The sequence below is a fragment of the Candidatus Omnitrophota bacterium genome (assembly GCA_030688425.1).
In the GTDB taxonomy this organism is placed as follows: domain Bacteria; phylum Omnitrophota; class Gorgyraeia; order Zapsychrales; family JANLHA01; genus JAUYIB01.
Genome location: JAUYIB010000013.1, coordinates 90,397 through 107,174 on the forward strand (window position 1 = coordinate 90,397; position 16,778 = coordinate 107,174).

14 protein-coding genes are annotated in these 16,778 nt (G+C 56.8%); all 14 read right to left on the bottom strand.

Translation table 11 applies throughout. The features are described 5' to 3' along the window. Positions 1 to 81: 81 nt before the first annotated feature. Positions 82 to 1,014: an NAD(P)-dependent oxidoreductase gene (locus tag Q8Q08_05665; protein MDP2653504.1), complete on the bottom strand. Its 933-nt coding sequence runs from the start codon at positions 1,012 to 1,014 to the stop codon at positions 82 to 84. 50 nt (positions 1,015 to 1,064) lie between these two features. Beyond that, positions 1,065 to 2,009: a GDP-L-fucose synthase gene (locus Q8Q08_05670; protein ID MDP2653505.1), complete on the bottom strand. Its 945-nt coding sequence runs from the start codon at positions 2,007 to 2,009 to the stop codon at positions 1,065 to 1,067. Between the two features lie 93 nt (positions 2,010 to 2,102). Continuing rightward, entirely contained in the window at positions 2,103 to 2,639 is a 537-nt protein-coding gene (locus tag Q8Q08_05675) for a hypothetical protein (GenBank protein MDP2653506.1), read from the bottom strand. A gap of 172 nt (positions 2,640 to 2,811) precedes the next feature. Further along, entirely contained in the window at positions 2,812 to 3,444 is a 633-nt protein-coding gene (locus Q8Q08_05680) for a thiamine pyrophosphate-dependent enzyme (protein ID MDP2653507.1), read from the bottom strand. A gap of 40 nt (positions 3,445 to 3,484) precedes the next feature. Then, positions 3,485 to 4,459, bottom strand: a complete 975-nt coding sequence (locus Q8Q08_05685) for an SDR family oxidoreductase (GenBank protein ID MDP2653508.1) — start codon at positions 4,457 to 4,459, stop codon at positions 3,485 to 3,487. Positions 4,460 to 4,485: 26 nt separating this feature from the next. After that, complete coding sequence (locus tag Q8Q08_05690) at positions 4,486 to 5,787, bottom strand: nucleotide sugar dehydrogenase (protein MDP2653509.1); 1,302 nt, start codon at positions 5,785 to 5,787, stop codon at positions 4,486 to 4,488. A gap of 172 nt (positions 5,788 to 5,959) precedes the next feature. Next, positions 5,960 to 7,273 carry a UDP-glucose/GDP-mannose dehydrogenase family protein gene (locus Q8Q08_05695; protein MDP2653510.1) on the bottom strand — a complete coding sequence of 438 codons (1,314 nt, stop codon included), beginning with the start codon at positions 7,271 to 7,273 and terminating at the stop codon, positions 5,960 to 5,962. 33 nt (positions 7,274 to 7,306) lie between these two features. Further along, complete coding sequence (gene lptD / locus Q8Q08_05700; protein ID MDP2653511.1) at positions 7,307 to 9,418, bottom strand: LPS assembly protein LptD; 2,112 nt, start codon at positions 9,416 to 9,418, stop codon at positions 7,307 to 7,309. An 81-nt stretch (positions 9,419 to 9,499) separates the two neighbouring features. Continuing rightward, positions 9,500 to 10,429: an ROK family protein gene (locus tag Q8Q08_05705; protein ID MDP2653512.1), complete on the bottom strand. Its 930-nt coding sequence runs from the start codon at positions 10,427 to 10,429 to the stop codon at positions 9,500 to 9,502. A 260-nt stretch (positions 10,430 to 10,689) separates the two neighbouring features. After that, on the bottom strand, positions 10,690 to 11,721 hold the full coding sequence (locus Q8Q08_05710; GenBank protein MDP2653513.1) for a GGDEF domain-containing protein: 1,032 nt from the start codon (positions 11,719 to 11,721) through the stop codon (positions 10,690 to 10,692). Between the two features lie 32 nt (positions 11,722 to 11,753). Next, the gene (locus tag Q8Q08_05715) at positions 11,754 to 13,049 is read right to left on the bottom strand and encodes a sensor domain-containing diguanylate cyclase (GenBank protein MDP2653514.1); all 1,296 of its coding nucleotides are present in this window, start codon (positions 13,047 to 13,049) and stop codon (positions 11,754 to 11,756) included. Further along, positions 13,018 to 14,121, bottom strand: a complete 1,104-nt coding sequence (gene ugpC, locus Q8Q08_05720; protein MDP2653515.1) for a sn-glycerol-3-phosphate ABC transporter ATP-binding protein UgpC — start codon at positions 14,119 to 14,121, stop codon at positions 13,018 to 13,020. The genes Q8Q08_05715 and ugpC overlap by 32 nt, the downstream gene beginning before the upstream one ends. A 250-nt stretch (positions 14,122 to 14,371) precedes the next feature. Then, entirely contained in the window at positions 14,372 to 15,223 is an 852-nt protein-coding gene (accD, locus tag Q8Q08_05725; GenBank protein MDP2653516.1) for an acetyl-CoA carboxylase, carboxyltransferase subunit beta, read from the bottom strand. A 26-nt stretch (positions 15,224 to 15,249) separates the two neighbouring features. Next, complete coding sequence (locus Q8Q08_05730; GenBank protein ID MDP2653517.1) at positions 15,250 to 16,515, bottom strand: DUF1015 domain-containing protein; 1,266 nt, start codon at positions 16,513 to 16,515, stop codon at positions 15,250 to 15,252. Positions 16,516 to 16,778 lie beyond the last annotated feature (263 nt).

Consider the following 16,778-nt stretch of genomic DNA (forward strand, 5'->3'; position numbering starts at 1 on the left):
GTCACACGTCACAGGGTCACACGTCACAGGTCACAAATTGGGGTCTTAAACGTGTGCCTTGTGACGTGTGACCTGTGACTTCTATATGTTTGCATACTGATTCCGTTTAATAACCTGATATCCTTTAACCAATTCCTTGATCCCGGCGGACAGCGAGACATCCGGCTTGAACCCGGTCTTTTCGATCTTCTCGTTGCTGACGATATAATCGCGCTTGTCCGGGTCCTCGCCGATCTTGGACTCGACGAAATAAAACTCCGGGACGTGCTTTTTGATCTCCTGGCAAAGCTCCATTTTGCTCAAGTTGGCGTCGCTCAGGCCCACGTTGTAAGGTTCACCCTTCATCTTGTCAAAACGGTTAAGGGCGTGGATAAACGCCTTGGCCACGTCGCGGACATGGATGTAATTGCGCTTGAAATGGGGCTCGAACAGCACGACAAAACGGTCGTAAACCGCACGGTACGTGAAGTCGTTGACCAGGAGGTCCAGCCGCATCCGCGGGCTGACACCGAACGCCGTGGCGAGCCGGAGGGTGATGCCCCGGCCGGACGCCAGGATCGCGTTCTCCGCGTCCACTTTGAGCTTGCCGTAAAGCGAGATCGGGCGCAAGGGGGTTTTCTCCGTGCAGAACTTCCCCTTCTCCCCCACGCCGTAACCGCTGTTGGTCGTCGGGAAAATAATGACCTGTCCCTTGCCTGTCAATTCAATGATCATCTTCACCGCGTCCAGCAGGATCGTCTGGGCGCCGACCGGGTCCCTGGCGCAAAGCGGCGCTCCGGTCAGGCAGGCCAGGGGAAAAATCGCGTCGGTTTTTTTCAAAAACTTTTCCATCAGCCCTCTGTCCCGGGTGTCTCCCCGGACGATCGTCAATTTCTCATCATGACAACAATCCAGCAGCGAGGACTGGTTATACATAAAGTTGTCCAGGGCCACGACCTCGTGCCCCTCCTGCAAAAGCCGCGGCACCAGGACCGACCCCAGATACCCGGCTGCCCCTGTCACGAGAATCTTCATAACGGATTCCTTCCCTTTCCTGGCTTCGGGGACACACAAGGTCCCCGCTGTTACAATCGATAATCTTCGCTCACGCGGCGCTGATAACCTTCATAGGTCTTTGCGATCCCCGTGTTCAGGTCCGTTTTGACCGACCAGCCCAGCTTGGCCATCCGGCTGATGTCGAGAAGTTTGCGCTTCACACCGTCCGGCTTGGACCGGTCAAAAACGATCCGCCCCCGGAACCCCACGGCCTTCGCGACCATCTTGGCCAGTTCCCGGATGCTCACGTCATGGCCGCAGCCGACATTGATGATCTCATCGCTGTCATGGCTTTCCATCAGGAAAACCGCCGCCTCCACGAAATCTTCAACGTACAGGAATTCCCTCCGGGGACGGCCCGAACCCCAGATCACCACCTGGTTCTGCTTTTTCTGGACCGCCTCATGGAACTTGCCGATGAGCGCCCCCATCACGTGGGCCGTGGTCAAATCCGTGTCGCTCTGCGGGCCGTAAATGGTGGCAGGGACCAGGACGATCGCATTGAACCCATACTGTTTCCGGTAGGCCCGGCACATCGTCATCCCGGCGATCTTGGCCACGGCATAAGGCTCGCTGGTGGACTCCAGCGGCCCGGTGAACAGGCTGCTTTCCCGCATCGGCTGCCGGCACCTCTGGGGATAAACACAGGAACTGCTGATGAACAAGAGCTTCTTGACGCCGCTCTGATACGCCGAATGGATCACGTTGTTCTGGCAAACCAGGTTCTCGTAAATGAACTCGGCCGCGAGTTTCTGGTTGGCCTCAATGCCGCCCGAGCGCCACGATGACAAAAAGACGTAATCCGGCTTCTGTTCCTTGAAAAAATCCCGGACCTGGTAAAGATCAAGGACATTGAGATTGACCTGAGCGGAGGAAAAAATCTGCGTGTAGCCGTGATTCCAGCAATACGCCGCGAGGGACTTTTCGACGATATCGTTATGGCCGACAATGAGAATGCGCGATGATTTTTTCATAGAACCCGTGCGATGCCGCCCCCTGTCGTACCGCCGGTTTGAGAACCAGCCGGGGCTCCCGGGGTGATTTCCCGGGAAATTCGTCCCGAAGAATCATTTCTGGCTGTAATAATTCCCGTGCTCAATCAGAAGCGTCGCCTTGCTGTCCGGGCGTTCCAGCGCGTGCTTGTAGGCCGGGAAAACATCCTCCGGCTCGTTCAACTCGACGACTTCAATCCACCCGAACATCCGGCGGAAGGCCTCGGCATAATTTCCGACGTGCTGATGGCCCGGATGGACAGGGGAATCCGGCCCGACCGCGACGCGGATCAGGATCCTCGGCATAATTGTGTTGCCGCTGACGGCCGGCAGTTTGTCGATCATGTTGGCCATGTCCGCCGCGGCCAGCAACAAAAAATTTTGTCTCGGGTAAACCGAGATGGGCACGTAACCGGCCAGGGCCAGCCCAAGGGTAAACTGCATCTGAAAACTTTCATTGACCGGCATTTCCCACGCGCGGTCCTTCGGGAGGTCCCTCAGGGTCTGGAACATAAATGTGCCCGGGCACGCGGCTGTCTGCCCGATGAACAGCGTCTTGGGCTGCTGGGCCACCCATTCCATGGTGCGTTTGATTTCGTCAAAATATTTCATGCAAGTACACACGTTCTCACGGACACACGCACTCAAAAATCCTTGTGCTCCTGTGTCCTTGTGCTCGTGCGCTCCTTTTAATCCCAGCTGCCTCGCTAACGCTCGGCAAACCGCTGGGACTAATTCGCACATCCGGCTTGCGTCGATTACGGCTCCGCAAGTCGGGTGCTCATTAGAATTTAATCAATTTCCCCAATCCCGAATGGGGATAACCGTTGGTGTAACGGAAATAAATGATCTTCTTCTCAAATCTGGTGTCCTTGAACCACGGCTCCGGAGACCCCCAGGTTTCCCGCGTGGGGGTCATGACGCTCAGGTCGTTGTCACAGACAACAAACGTCACAGGCAGATCAAAATTGCAGGCGTATTTGACGGCCTCGTGAAAGATGCCGGTCTCGGCCGACATGTCCCCGCAAAAAAGGTAAACATGCCCCTTCTGGTTCTGCCGCTTGAGCGCCCAGGCCACGCCCGTGGCCGTGCCCATCAGGCTGCCGGCGATACCGGAGCAAAGCACTTTGTGCTCAGGAAAACACAGGGAGATGCTTTTCCCATCGAGGATGGCCTGCTTCACGGTCTCCCGAGGGACGCCCTTCAAAAGGGCCAGCTCATGGGAATCCCAGTACCCGAAGACATAGTCCTCCGGCCCGATCTTGTTGTCGCGGAAAATCTTGATCAGCTGGTCCTCGCGCCCGGCCCGCAGATGGACGGGGGCGCGGATGGCGCCGGTCGCAAAAATCTCGGCGATTTCCTTTTCAAAATTTTCCAGGTCTTCCTTGGTCAGCATCTCCGGGGCCTTTGTGGTCATGACGGAGTCATATTACCAAACTCAACGACGGATTCAACCTTTATTCGCAACATTTGCACGAAGAGCAGCAACCCAGCTTGGCATGAAACCAGGCCAGGGTTTCCTGCAGGCCGTCCTCCAGCCTGACCTTAGGCTGCCATTTGAGGGCCTTACGCGCCAGCGCACTGTCCGGCCGCCGCTGTTTGGGGTCGTCGGTCGGAAGCGGGCGGAAGACGATCTTGCTCCTGGCGCCGGAAATTTTCAGCACCAGTTTGGCAAACTCCAGGATCGTGAATTCCGAGGAATTCCCGAGATTGACCGGCCCCGTGATCCGGCCGCGCAACATGCGCGCGATCCCCTCCACCAGGTCGGAATAATAGCAAAAGGACCGGGTCTGCTTTCCGCTGCCGTAAACCGTCAACGGCTGGCCATGGAGGGCCTGGTCGATAAAGTTCGGCACGACACGGCCGTCCTTGAGCCGCATACGCGGGCCGTAGGTGTTGAAGATCCGGATGATCCGGATGTCCACCCCGTGGTACCGGTGATAGGCCATGGTCATGGCCTCGGCGAACCGTTTGGCCTCGTCATAAACGCCCCGGGGGCCGATCGGGTTGACATGCCCCCAATAGGTCTCTTTCTGCGGATGGACCTGGGGGTCCCCGTACACTTCCGACGTGGACGCCAGCAAGAAGCGGGACTTCTTCAGCTTGGCCAACCCCAGCGTATTGTGCGTGCCCAAAGACCCGACCTTCAGCGTCGGGATCGGATGGGTCAGGTAATCCACCGGGCTGGCCGGTGAGGCGAAATGCAGGATCGCGTCCACCGGGCCCGAGATATTGAATGGCTTTGAAACATCATGCCGGACGAATCTGAAATTTCTGTTGCGGCGGTGATGGCGGATATTGTCCTCGGAACCGGTGATCAGATTGTCCACGCAGATCACCTTGTTCCCTTCCGCCAGAAAACGGTCGCACAGATGGCTCCCTAAAAATCCGGCCCCGCCGGTGATCACAACGACTTTCCTGCGTTCAGCCATGACTCATCCTTCCTCAAAATGTTTATTTACAGTTTAAAGACCTTCTTGCTGATAACGCCTTTATACACGTTGCGAACGTCAAAAATCATCCGGGCCGACGACAACAGCAGTTTGTAATCCACCGCCGTGTGGTCCGTGGCGATAAAGACGCAATCATAGCGGGAAACGGTCGCGCGGGTCAGCGGCACCGAATCCTGATAAATCGTCCCGATGTGGAGATACGGAATGACCGGGTCATGATAGTCCACCCGGCATTTTTCCTTTTTCAGGATCTCTATCAGGGTCAGGGACGGCGACTTGCGCAGGTCCTTAACGTCCTTTTTATACGTGACACCCATCACCAAAATTCGCGCGCCGGCCAGCGCCTTGCCCCTGGCCTTCAGGAGTTCCCCGACGCGGCCGACGGCGTATTTCGGCATGTCGGCGTTTGTGTCGGCGGAAAGCTTGATGTATTTCGAGCTGAACCCGTACTGCTTGACCTTCCAGTAGAGGTAGAGCGGATCGTCCGGAATGCAATGCCCCCCGACGCCCAGCCCCGGATAGAACGGCATAAAGCCGAACGGCTTGGTCTTGGCCGCGTCGATCACTTCCCAGACATCGATCCCCAGCCGGTGGCACATGACCGCCACTTCGTTGATCCAGCCGATATTGATGATGCGGAAGGTGTTCTCCAGCAGTTTCGTCATCTCCGCGGCCTTGGCCGACGACACCAGATGCACCTTCTTAATGATCTTTTCGTAAAAAAGTTTTGCCGCCTGCCCCGAAGCCGGGGTCAATCCGCCGACCAGCTTGGGGATGCGGGTCACGTCATAACTTTTATTGCCCGGATCGATGCGTTCGGGAGAGAACGCCAGGAAGAAATCCCGCTCCGCCTTCATTCCGGATTTTTCCAGTTCCGGCTTGATGAGCTCTTCCGTTGTCCCCGGATACGTGGTGCTTTCCAGGACGATCAGGGTCCCCTTTTTCAAATATTTGGCGATGGTGCGGACGGAATCCACGATAAAAGACGGATCCGGCGTATATTTCCGCTTGAGCGGCGTCGGGACGCAGATCACGATGGCGTCCACCGACCTCAGGACCTCAAAATCCATCGTCGCCTCCAGCTTTCCGTTGGCAACGACCGCCGCGATCTCCCTGGAAGAAATGTCAAGGATGTAGCTTTTCTTAGCCCTGACTTTTTCGACGCGGTCGGCATCCTTGTCAAGGCCGTAAACCTTAAAACCGGCCTTGGCAAAATTCACCGCCAGCGGCAAGCCGACATACCCCAGGCCGATCACGGCCACGCGGGCTTTTTTGGTCTGGATTTTTTTCTTCAGGATATTCAGCATTCCGGTGTCCTTTCAAGAGTATATGCCCCGCTCAAGCGAGACGATGCCACGCCCAAGCCGAACGGAGAATTGGCCCCGGCTGCTTCACCGCCCCAGAGGGGCGAAGCAAGGCGGCCGGGGTTAGTTCGCCCTGCAAACTTACGTCGCTAACGCTCCGTAAGTTTGGGGCTCACTAAATCCCGCGCCCGATCCCGTAATATTCAAACCCGAGCTTGCGCATAGAATCCGGGTTGAGCATATTTCTCCCGTCAAAAATGACGGCCTGCCGCATTGTCCCGCGGATCTTCCCGAAATTCAAGGTTTTAAACTCCCCCCATTCCGTCAGGAACAACAGGCAGTCGCACCCCTTGGCCAGGGCATAGGCATCGGCGCAGAACGCCACGCCCTTAAGCATTTTTTTCGCGTTGGACATGCCCTGGGGATCATAGGCCTTGAGCCGGGCGCCTTCCCGATGCAGGGCGGCGATGATGTCCAGCGACGGGGCGTTGCGCATGTCGTCCGTGTTGGATTTGAAGGCCAGCCCCAGGATGCCGATCGTCTTGTCCTTGATGTTCCACAATTTGTCCTCGATCAGCCGGACAAACGAGGCCTTCTGGTCTTCATTGACGTTGCGGACCTCCTTGAGAAGGCCAAAATGGTAGCCGTTCTTCTCGCTCAAACGGATGAAGGCGTCCACGTCCTTAGGAAAACAGCTCCCGCCGTACCCGATACCGGCGTCCAGAAAACTGCGGCCGATGCGGCGGTCGAATCCCATGCCTTCGGCGACCTTCAAGACATCCGCGCCCACGCGGTCGCAGATCTGGGAGATCGAGTTGATGAAAGAAATCTTTGTGGCCAGAAACGAATTGGAGGCGTGTTTGATCATCTCGGCGGAGTTGATGTTGGTGACGACCACCGGCGCCTTGAGCGGCTTGTAGATCTCGCGCAGGAGCCGTTCCGCGCGCGGCGACTCGACGCCGATCACGACCCGGTCCGGCTTCATGAAATCCTGGATCGCCGATCCCTCCCGGAGGAATTCGGGGTTGGACGCCACGTCGAAACTCAGGCTGTTCTTGTTCCGGAATTTCTTGGGCAGATTGAGCTGGATGGTCCGTTCGATCCTTTTGCCCGTCTCCGCCGGCACCGTGGATTTTTCCACGATCAGCTTGTAAGAATCCATGTGCACCGCGACCTCGCGGGCGACGTTCTCGACATAGGTCAGGTCGGCCTCGCCGTTTTTCTTGGACGGGGTCCCCACAGCGATGAAGATCACCTCGCTCTTTTTCGCGGCCTCCGCGACCGAGACCGAGAACGACAATTTCCGCTTTTTGACCTGCTGGCGGAGAAGCTCCGGCAGGCCGGGCTCATAAATCGGGATGAGGCCCTTCTTCAGCTTCTTGATTTTCTCTGAGTCATTATCGACGCAGATCACCCGGTGGCCGATGGCCGAGAGGCAGACCCCCGTCACCAGGCCGACATATCCAGAACCGACGATTGCGATGTTCATATACATCCTTTCCTGATTGTTAAGACCGAGGGCTCAGTTCGTGCCCTGCGCGCCGGACTTCCGGCGGTTGAAGTTCGTCCCAAAATCGAATCCGAGGTCCGGGAAGGCCTTCAGGGTGAACACCACCCAGATCTCGGAGCCCTGCCCGCGGGTGTCGTTGAAATTGATCTCCATGGTCCAGTCATGCAGGTCCCGCTGGATGGCGTATTCCTGTTCCTTCCAGGTCCCCCGGTTCACGTCGACCCGCTCATAAATCTTGAGTTTCCACTTGGGGTTGATCTTGTATCCGAATTCCGTGGTGATCTGGTCATCGACATTGATGTTGAACCGTTTGCCGATCATCGCGTACCATTTGTCTTTCGGGTCCCTGAGCGCGAGATCAAAATTGGCGGTCTCCAGGTGTTCCTCAATCGTATCGTAAGTCGAATCCGCGTATAACGACAGCCACTGGTAGGGCGTCACGTCGATCTTGGACCGGATGTCGTTGAATCCGCCCTTGCCGGGGTCCTCCTTGAGGCGGAAATCCGTCTCCACCAGGATGCGGGCTAGGTCAACGCTCTTTTTGTCCCTCTTGGTCTGTAGTTTGTTCTCAAACCCGAACACGATGGTGTGCCCCCGCGTATAAGCGTCGATCCCGTCGTATTGGTCCAATTGGGACGCGGGGATCGTCGGGTCATGCTCGTACAGATAAGCGGCCGACGGAGTGAAGACATGGCGCAGGCGGTTGATGTCCAGCCCCCAGAGGTTGGTATGGGCTTCATAGATCCGGAAGAATTTGGTGCTCAAGTCCGCCCCGGTGTTGAACTGCCCGCGCAGGACATCATACTGGGACGGATCCTTCGTCTTGCTGTAATACGTCCCCCGCCCGCCCGCAAAAGGCGTGATCTCGAAAATGGAGAGTTTGAACGGATACGAAAGCCGCTGGTCGGTGTGCATGCGCATCGTCTCCTGGCGGATCTCGCTGGGGCTCGCGTCTTTCTTGGTCAGGTTGGAAAACAGGCTGGAGTTCCAGAAATAAAAACCGGTCGACCCCACCCGGATATTGGCCAGGTCGTATCCCACCTCCGGAAGCCGCTCGACCTTGGACTCGAAACGGTTGACGCGGGCGTCGGTGCGGAAGCTCAGCGTGCCGGCCTCGAGAGAACGCGTCAAGAGAAAATAGGTCTGCGGGTTGGCGTCGTCCTCATATTCGCGCTTAAAATAATCTTTCAAAAATTCGCTGTCGCTCAGCTTGTAATATTGCCAGATGGCGTTTGTCTTCTCATTGATGTCCCACTTGTGGCGCCATTCGCCGCGGAAACGTTCCCTCTCGACCGTCGGGAGGGTCCTCTCCTCAAAAAAATGCTTGGCGCCGACCAGGTCCCTCTCGTTCATATAATAGGTGCGGATGATGCCGCTTCCGTATTTCTGGGTCTTGTAATCCAGGTCGATGCCCGTCGCCAGGTCCTTGCGCTCGCGGTAATCGACATGGATCGTCCCCCGGACGTCGTCGGCCAGATAATACCGCCACTGCGTGAGCACAAACGCGCCCCAGTCCTTGTCGTACCCGGGCGTGAACATGAACCGCGGCTTTTCGTCCTTGAGGGACTGCGTATACTTGGGAATGAACAGGAACGGCGTCTTGCCGAAAAGAAGGCGCACGTTGCGTGCCTGGGCCTTGTCCCCGGGATAGACGTCCACCTTGCGAGATAACAAGCGGTAATGGGGCTTGTCGTGATCGCAGGTCGTCAGGGACGCGTTCTCCATCTGGAGGTGGTTCTCGCCGACCTTAGAGATCTTGCGCCCTGTGCCGTAAAACGGCGGGAACACGATCTTCGCGTCCTCGAAGTCGCCCTTCATAGTGTTGTAATCAAATCTCATCTTGTCGCCGGTCATCCGGCCGCCTTCGCGCAGGAGCGTCACGTTGCCGATGGCCGTGGCGATGTTGGTGCCCCGGTCGAACTCGATCCGGTCGGCGGTCAGGGTGACCTCCCCCTTAACGATGGACACGTTGCCCTCGGCCACGACCTTGTTCTGCTCGGTCATGAATTCCACCCGGTCGCCATTGATCTCGACGGCGCTGGCCTCCTGGAACGGGTCCTCGGCCGCAGCGAACGACGCCGGCAAAAGGACCGCCAGGGAGAACGCCAGGAAATGGATACGCATTTTAAAATCTTTTGTCATCTTAATCCCGATAAAACATAACGACCAGAACAATGACCAGCAACGCCGCCAGGGCCAGAAAAATCATCGTTCGCCCCCGCTCCTGACCAGGACCTGGGCGCCGAGAATCCCGGCGTCGTTGCCCAGGGAAGCCCGGACCACATCCACCATGGAGGCCTGGACGCGCATGGCCCTTTCCCGGAGGATCTCTTTCACAATCCGAAAAACAAACCCCGGGCAATTCGCCACACCGCCGCCGATCACGATACGGCGCGGATTCAAAAGATTGACCACGCCCACCAGCCCGTTCCCCAAATGCCCCGCGAAATCCTCCCAAAAAGCTATGGACCTGCGTTCGCCGGCCTTCGCCCTGCGGGTGATCTCTTCCAGCGTGATATTTTTGTTCCGAAAAATGACGGCGGCCTTTTTCAAAAGCGCCAGATTACCGACCGAGCGTTCAAAACAGCCGTACCCGCCGCAATTGCAGGCCGGTCCCGTTTCATTGAGCGGCATATGCCCGATCTCTCCGGCCACGAACCCCTCTCCCCGGTAAAGACGGCCATCAAGAATCAAACCGCCTCCCACCCCGGTCCCCAAAGTCATGCACAGCATGTTCCTGGTCCCTTTTCCGGCGCCGTACTGCCACTCGCCCAGGGTGATGAGATTGACATCGTTTTCAAGGAACACGGGCAGGCCGAGTTCATTCTGAATCATCCGTTTAAGCGGGACTTTTCTCCAGCCGGGGATATTGGGAAGAAAAATGACAAGCCCTTTGTCAAAATCCACCAGCCCTGGCAGGCCGATACCGATCCCGGCGATGTCCCTGAAGGACACCCCGGCCTGACCGGCCAAGGCACGCACTCCAGCCATGATCGCGGCAATCAAGCGGCTTTTGTGAGAGATGAAACTCTTTGTATTTAGTAGACTTCTGGCAATGATCCTTGCGGAAGGCCCGGCGATTCCCAGCTTTACGTTGGTCCCGCCCACATCGATGCCAATGACATATTTTTTCATGAACCTGAACCCGGCCCTGCGGCCGGCGGCCCTTTCCAGGCCATTGGAAATTTTCTTAAAATGAGGCGGCCTTTCCCGGGATCATTCAAAGTCTTCCCGCAGGACAGCCGCCCAAAATCTCATCTTCAGCCGATTATAAAAAGGAAAAGAATATTTATTATACTATTATTTGAATTGTGCTTCATTTTACCTGAAAAGATGCGGGGATTCAAGCTGAAACAAACCTATTTTAGGGAGGAATTCTGGGAGGGACGGCGGGGTCAGCGGGTGTCCGAATCATAAACTCCGAAGGTGCAAATCCTGTTTCGTCCAAGCTTTTTGGCTCTGTAAAGAGCCCAGTCGGCCTTATCCACCAGTTCCTGGCTCCACTTCCCGTCTTCCGGGGAAGCGGCGATGCCGATGCTCAATGTGACCTTGACGGCCGCGTCATAGACCAAGATCGTTTTGGACGCAACCGCGGACCGGATGCGTTCGGCCACAAAATGGGCGCCGTCCCGGGAAGTGTCCGGAAGGATCACGCAAAATTCCTCGCCGCCGTAACGGCCAACAAGGTCGATCTCGCGGATATTTTCCTTTATCAGGGAGGCGATGGCCCGCAGGACCTGGTCCCCGGTCAAATGGCCATGCTCGTCATTGATCCTTTTAAAGTAATCGACATCGATCATGAGGAAAGACACCGGGCTGGCGCGCAGGCTGGACCGCCGCAATTCTTCCTCAAACCGCTCCAGGATGTAGCGGCGAGTATGCGCCTCCGTCAAGCCGTCGGTCAGGGCCAGCCGCTCAATCTGCTGATACAAACGGATCCGGCGCAGGGCCAGCGCGAACTGATTCACCAGAACCGCGACCTTGTCCCGCCCCTCCCCGGAGATATCCTGGATCCAGAGATATCCCAAAAGCCGTTTCTCGCCCTTGAGCTCATAAAGCTCGCCGCGCCCGGAGCTTTTCAGCGCTTTGATTTCCTCGGAAAGGGGATCCAGGAGGCGGCATTCGCCAAATGACACGTAGTCCTCCAAATGCTGCTTGAGCACCCCCAGGGCGTCTTCTTCACTGAAATTCTTTGTGATCTCTTTGGTCATCGTGTATAAAGTGAATATTTCCGCCGCCTGCCGTTCAAGCCGCTTTTTCTCGGAGAGAATCCTATCTCGCTTGTCGGACCACTCCTGATAATCATGCCGGGCACGGCTCAACTCCTCCTCGGCCTGCCCCAGCATCCGATGGGCGGTCCGGCGGATCACCGCAAAGACGGCCGCCCCGTAAACCAAAGCCAAAAATATCATCAATGGATGCACCATGGTCATGTCCTGACAATCCCCGTAACCCCCGGCTAAGCGCCGGCGATCTGGTTTTTACCTTTCTTTTTGGCCCGGTACAAGGCCAGATCCGCCTGCTGGATCAAGTCCTCTTTGACCTGCGCGTCGTGAGGAAACGCCGCAACGCCCACGGATACCGTGATCCGGGTTTTCTCCCGGCGCAGGATGATGCTCTGGGCCTCGACCGTCCGGCGGAACTCCTCCGCCATGGCCATCGCCTTGTCCTTGGGGCAGTCCGGCAGGAGGACCGAAAATTCCTCCCCGCCGTAACGGCAGAGAATGTTTCCCGGCTCTTTGAAACGATCGGCGAGGATCAGGGCCACCGCCCTGAGGACAATGTCGCCGGCCGTGTGCCCAAGCCGATCGTTATATTTTTTGAAATCGTCGAGATCGATCATGAGAAACGACACGTCTTTTCTGAGCCGGAGACTGCGGCTGATTTCATGCGAAAGCCGCTCCAGAAGCTGGCGGCGCAGATACAGCCCCGTCAGGCCGTCCCGGATCGCCAGGTCTTCCACGCGTTCATAGAGCTGGGCGTTTTCCACGGCCACCGCGCCGATGTCGCCGATCGTCGACAAAAACCGCAGGTCGTCAGTGGCGAAAGAATTTTCCTGCGGGCTGTCGACGCGCAGGATGCCGACGGGTTTATCGGTGATGACCATCGGGGAACTGATCAGGGAACGGATCGGGTGGGCCTTGTCCTCCGGGATATTGTCGAGATCGAAACGGAAATCGGTCTTGACGTCCTCGATCAAAAGGGGCTTCATGTTCTTGACGATCCACTGGTCGTAGATGTCCCCCTGCTTGGCCATGATCGTGACGTGCCTGCCGCCGCGCAGCGAAGAGGCGATGGCGAGCTCCCCTTCCCGGGACCGGACAAGGTACAGGATAATGGTGCTGTCGTTCTGCCCGAAGAGCTCCCCGGCTTCCCCGGTCAGGGCCTTGGCCGTTTCCGGGATGGAAAGGCACATGCAGAGTTTCTCGGTCAACCCCTTCAACCGGTCGTAGTCGACGATCTTTTTCTGAAAAGACTCGATGGCGAGGCGTTCCTTTCCGATATCAGCCGTCAGAAGATTCAGCCGCTCGAGATAATCCTGCCGGTAAAGGCCGATCTCGGCGCGCTTGCGCGTCGACCGGTGCTCCTCGTAAAGCAGGGCCGCCAGATTGACGATGGTGATGCCGGCGATGACGGGGAAAAAAGAATTCCAGAAATATGTCGCGTAGACAAAGAAGGAGATCAGGGGAAAGACAAGAAGGGCGGCGGAAAAAGCGCGGGAGCTAAAGAATTGTTTTTTCGGTTTCTGTATCAAAGAAATGCACCTTGCTCATGTCAAACACCAGATCCATGTCGCGGTTGACAACCGGACGGTCATGAGCGCCCACGCGCGCGATAAAGGAGTGACGGCCTGTGTTCAGGTATAAGTATACCTCGGAACCCATGGGTTCCACAACTTCACAGGTGGCGGTCACCGTGTTATCGGGGGTCGCCTGGGAGACAAAGAGCTTGTCGTGGATATCCTCCGCCCGGATCCCTAAAATCACGTCCTTCCCTTCGTACGGCGCGACGGCGTTGTACATCTCTTCTATCAGTTTAACCTGGAATTTCCCCTCATCAAAATAATATTTCTTTTCCTTCTTGATGAGCCGCCCGTTCATGAAGCTCATGGGCGGCGAGCCGATGAAACTGGCCACAAACTTGTTGGCGGGTTTGTCGTAAATGGTGATCGGGTCGGCGCACTGCTGGACTTCGCCGTTATGCATGACCGCAATGCGGTCGCCCAGGGTCATGGCCTCGGTCTGGTCATGGGTGACATAAATGAACGTGGTCTGGAGCCGCAGGCGCAGCTTGTGGATCTCGGCGCGCATCTGGACGCGCATCTTGGCGTCGAGGTTGCTCAAAGGCTCGTCGAAAAGGAACACCAGCGGCTTGCGGACAATCGCGCGGCCCAGGGCCACGCGCTGCCGCTCCCCGCCGGAAAGTTGGCGCGGCTTGCGGTCGAGGTGCTTCTTGATCCCCAGGACTTCGGCGGCCTCGTTGACGCGGCGGACGATCTCGGTTTTCGGGTATTTGCGCAGCCGCAGGCCGAACGCCATATTTTCAAAAACCGTCATATGGGGATACAAGGCGTAATTCTGGAACACCATGGCGATGTTCCGGTCCTTGGCGGGAACGTCATTGACCAGCCGGTCGCCGATCCAGATTTTGCCCTCAGAGATGTCTTCGAGCCCGGCGATCATCCTCAATGTGGTGGATTTTCCGCAGCCCGAGGGGCCGACCAGGACGAGGAACTCGTGGCTCTCGATGCCGAGCGAAACGTTGTTGACGGCCCGGACACCGCTCTGGTAAACCTTGCTGACGTTTTTTAAACTGATCTGGGCCATAATCAAACAATAAGCTGTAAACTATCGTTCGAAGTTCGGGAAAACTCTTTTATTCGACATCCAACAAATCGCCTCCGTCCGCTACCCTGCCGTCTTTATCAATGGCCTCTCGGCCATATCCCTCGCTCAAAAAGACCTCGTCTTTTTCTAAAAGAGGATGAAAGCCTCGGTGTGCGCCTGCCTGCCGGCCGGCAGGGAACTCTCTCGGGGATATGGCCGAGAGGCCATCCCCGCGACATTGGACAACGGGTCAACCGCTATGATTCTGGGTATAATCAATGACCTGGAAGATGGCTTTCTTGAGGTCTTTACGGGCGGCGATCTTGTCAATCAGGCCGTGGGCGAGAAGGAATTCGGAACTCTGGAATCCTTCAGGGAGCTTCTGCCGGATCGTCTGCTCGATGACGCGCGGCCCCGTGAACCCGATCAGGGCTTTCGGCTCGGCGATGATCACGTCCCCCACCCCCGCGAACGACGCCATGATGCCGGCCATGGTCGGGTTGGTCAGAACGGAAATGTAAAGAAGCCCCGCGTCGTGATGACGCGCCAGCGCCGCGCAGGTCTTGGCCATCTGCATCAGGGAGAAAATGCCTTCGTACATCCTCGCCCCGCCGCCGGACCCCGAAACGATCACGACCGGCAGCTTGCCGGCCGTAGCTTTCTCGATCGCGCGGGTGATCTTTTCGCCGACCACCGATCCCATGGAGCCCATGATGAAACGGGAATCGGTCACCGCGATCACCGTCTCCTTGCCCAGGACCTGTCCCTGGCCGGTGATCACGGCGTCGACCAGCCCCGTCGCTTTCTGGTCGGCCTCCAGCTTTTCTTTGTAGGTCTTCGGCCCCTTAAATTCCAGCGGATCCAGGGAAACCATGAATTTGTCGTATTCTTCGAAGGTCCCTTCGTCGATCAAAAGGGCGACGCGCTCCGGGGCGGTCAAAGGCAGGTGATGCTGGCAATGCGGGCAGACGTTGAAGCTGTTCCTGATTTCCTTGGTGTAGGTCAAGGCGTCGCAGGACGGGCACTTGGACCAGATGCCCTCCGGGATGTCTTTCTTCTTGACCTTGACTAAGGTGTATTTGGGTTTCCCGAATAAAGCCATGCCTTGCACCTCAAGGAGATCGTCGGCTACTCCATCTTATGGACCGTGAGGCCGGACAGCACTTTGGGATAAAAGTAGGTTGTTTTGGGGGGCATGCGCTCGCCGTTGAGGGCGATGGCCTTGAGCTGCTGGATCTTGACGGGATTGAGGATAAAGCTGGCATCGGCTTTTTTGGCGTCCACCGTGCCGATGGCCTCGTTCAAATCCTTGGTATAAATGATATCTTCCGAGGCGACCCCCACCTTGTCCAAGATGAAATATTTCAGGATCGTGGCGTCCAGCCGGCGGTATTCGCGCGAACCTTCGGTCACATACTGGTCGATGAGGAGCTTGTTCTTGAGCCGCAGCAGGCGGCAGCCTTCCCGGGTATAAAAGCCGATGGCATGCTCGTTTTGCCCGGCCTTGGCCAGGAGGATCGCCAGGTCTTCTTTGGACTTGATTTTGTCCACCCTGAAAAACTCCTCCAGGAAATCCAGTTTTTTAGGAAGTTTTTTAATGATCCGGTGGATGGAAAAGATCTTCAAATCCTTGGAATCGATGTTGGTAAAATAAGTCATCACGAAATTGAACGGCTCCTGGCCGGTGGGCTTTTCGATCTTGGCGATCTTGCCCCGGCGGTATTCCTTGGCCACCTCATAGCGGTGATGACCGTCGGCGATGAAAAGGTGTTGTCCTTCCATGGTGTTCACGATGGGCTGGATCCGGACCGGATCATCCAGCCGCCAGATCATATGGCGGACGCCGTCTTCATCCATGACGTCAAACATCGGCTTGCTCGGCGCCAGATGTTTGATAAACGTCGTTTCCACGGTTTTCTCTCTGTCCGAGAAACAGACGAAAATGGGGCTGAGCTGCGAACGGACAGCCCGGGTCAGCCGGAGCCGGTCTTCCTTGGCGGCCATGTGGGTATTTTCGTGCGGGAGGATCTTGGAATCCTTGTCATCCTGGATCTTCATCAGGGCGATGAACCCCAGGCGGCTGTGCCGCTGCCCGGTCAACCGGTATTCCTGTTTATAAAAATACATGCCTGGTTTGGGGTCCTCCGACAAGATACCTTCAGCAAGCCACTCGTCAAACGACTTTTTCGCGCGGGTGTATTTGTTGTCATCCTTGTCGTCCGCGGCCTTTTCCTTGCCGAGATCCAGACGGATAAAATTATGAAGGCTGTTATTATAATACTCGTTCTGCTGCGCGGGAGAGATCACGTCATACGGCGGGCAGACGACTTTGGCAATATCCGGGATTTTCTCGGAATTATAATGGATGGCCTGAAAAGGACGGATTTCTGTCATGGCTATGTCGGGTATACCCCGGCTGCCCAATCGCTTGGCTGGGCAAATCACTGGGACCTGGGGCTCTGCAAGTCTGGATTTCAACCCCGCATCCCGCCTTCGGCGGGAACCTGCGGGGTTAATTCAGCCAGCCACTTACGTTCACTATCGTTCCGTAAGTGGCGGCTTCATTAAAAAAACACCCCCTCCCAGCCCGTTCTGCAGGCCTGCGGGGGGGCTTTAACATTGTGTCATAATACCAGAATTCGGGAGTCCTGAGAATG

Coding starts and splice junctions, on each gene's coding strand:
- Q8Q08_05690 (MDP2653509.1), bottom strand. CDS start 5,787: ATGCTGAATATCCTGAAGAAAAAAATCCAGACCAAAAAAGCCCGCGTG.
- Q8Q08_05710 (MDP2653513.1), bottom strand. CDS start 11,721: ATGGTGCATCCATTGATGATATTTTTGGCTTTGGTTTACGGGGCGGCC.
- Q8Q08_05680 (MDP2653507.1), bottom strand. CDS start 3,444: ATGACCACAAAGGCCCCGGAGATGCTGACCAAGGAAGACCTGGAAAAT.
- Q8Q08_05670 (MDP2653505.1), bottom strand. CDS start 2,009: ATGAAAAAATCATCGCGCATTCTCATTGTCGGCCATAACGATATCGTC.
- accD (MDP2653516.1), bottom strand. CDS start 15,223: ATGGCTTTATTCGGGAAACCCAAATACACCTTAGTCAAGGTCAAGAAG.
- Q8Q08_05695 (MDP2653510.1), bottom strand. CDS start 7,273: ATGAACATCGCAATCGTCGGTTCTGGATATGTCGGCCTGGTGACGGGG.
- Q8Q08_05705 (MDP2653512.1), bottom strand. CDS start 10,429: ATGAAAAAATATGTCATTGGCATCGATGTGGGCGGGACCAACGTAAAG.
- ugpC (MDP2653515.1), bottom strand. CDS start 14,121: ATGGCCCAGATCAGTTTAAAAAACGTCAGCAAGGTTTACCAGAGCGGT.
- Q8Q08_05730 (MDP2653517.1), bottom strand. CDS start 16,515: ATGACAGAAATCCGTCCTTTTCAGGCCATCCATTATAATTCCGAGAAA.
- Q8Q08_05665 (MDP2653504.1), bottom strand. CDS start 1,014: ATGAAGATTCTCGTGACAGGGGCAGCCGGGTATCTGGGGTCGGTCCTG.
- Q8Q08_05675 (MDP2653506.1), bottom strand. CDS start 2,639: ATGAAATATTTTGACGAAATCAAACGCACCATGGAATGGGTGGCCCAG.
- Q8Q08_05685 (MDP2653508.1), bottom strand. CDS start 4,459: ATGGCTGAACGCAGGAAAGTCGTTGTGATCACCGGCGGGGCCGGATTT.
- lptD (MDP2653511.1), bottom strand. CDS start 9,418: ATGCGTATCCATTTCCTGGCGTTCTCCCTGGCGGTCCTTTTGCCGGCG.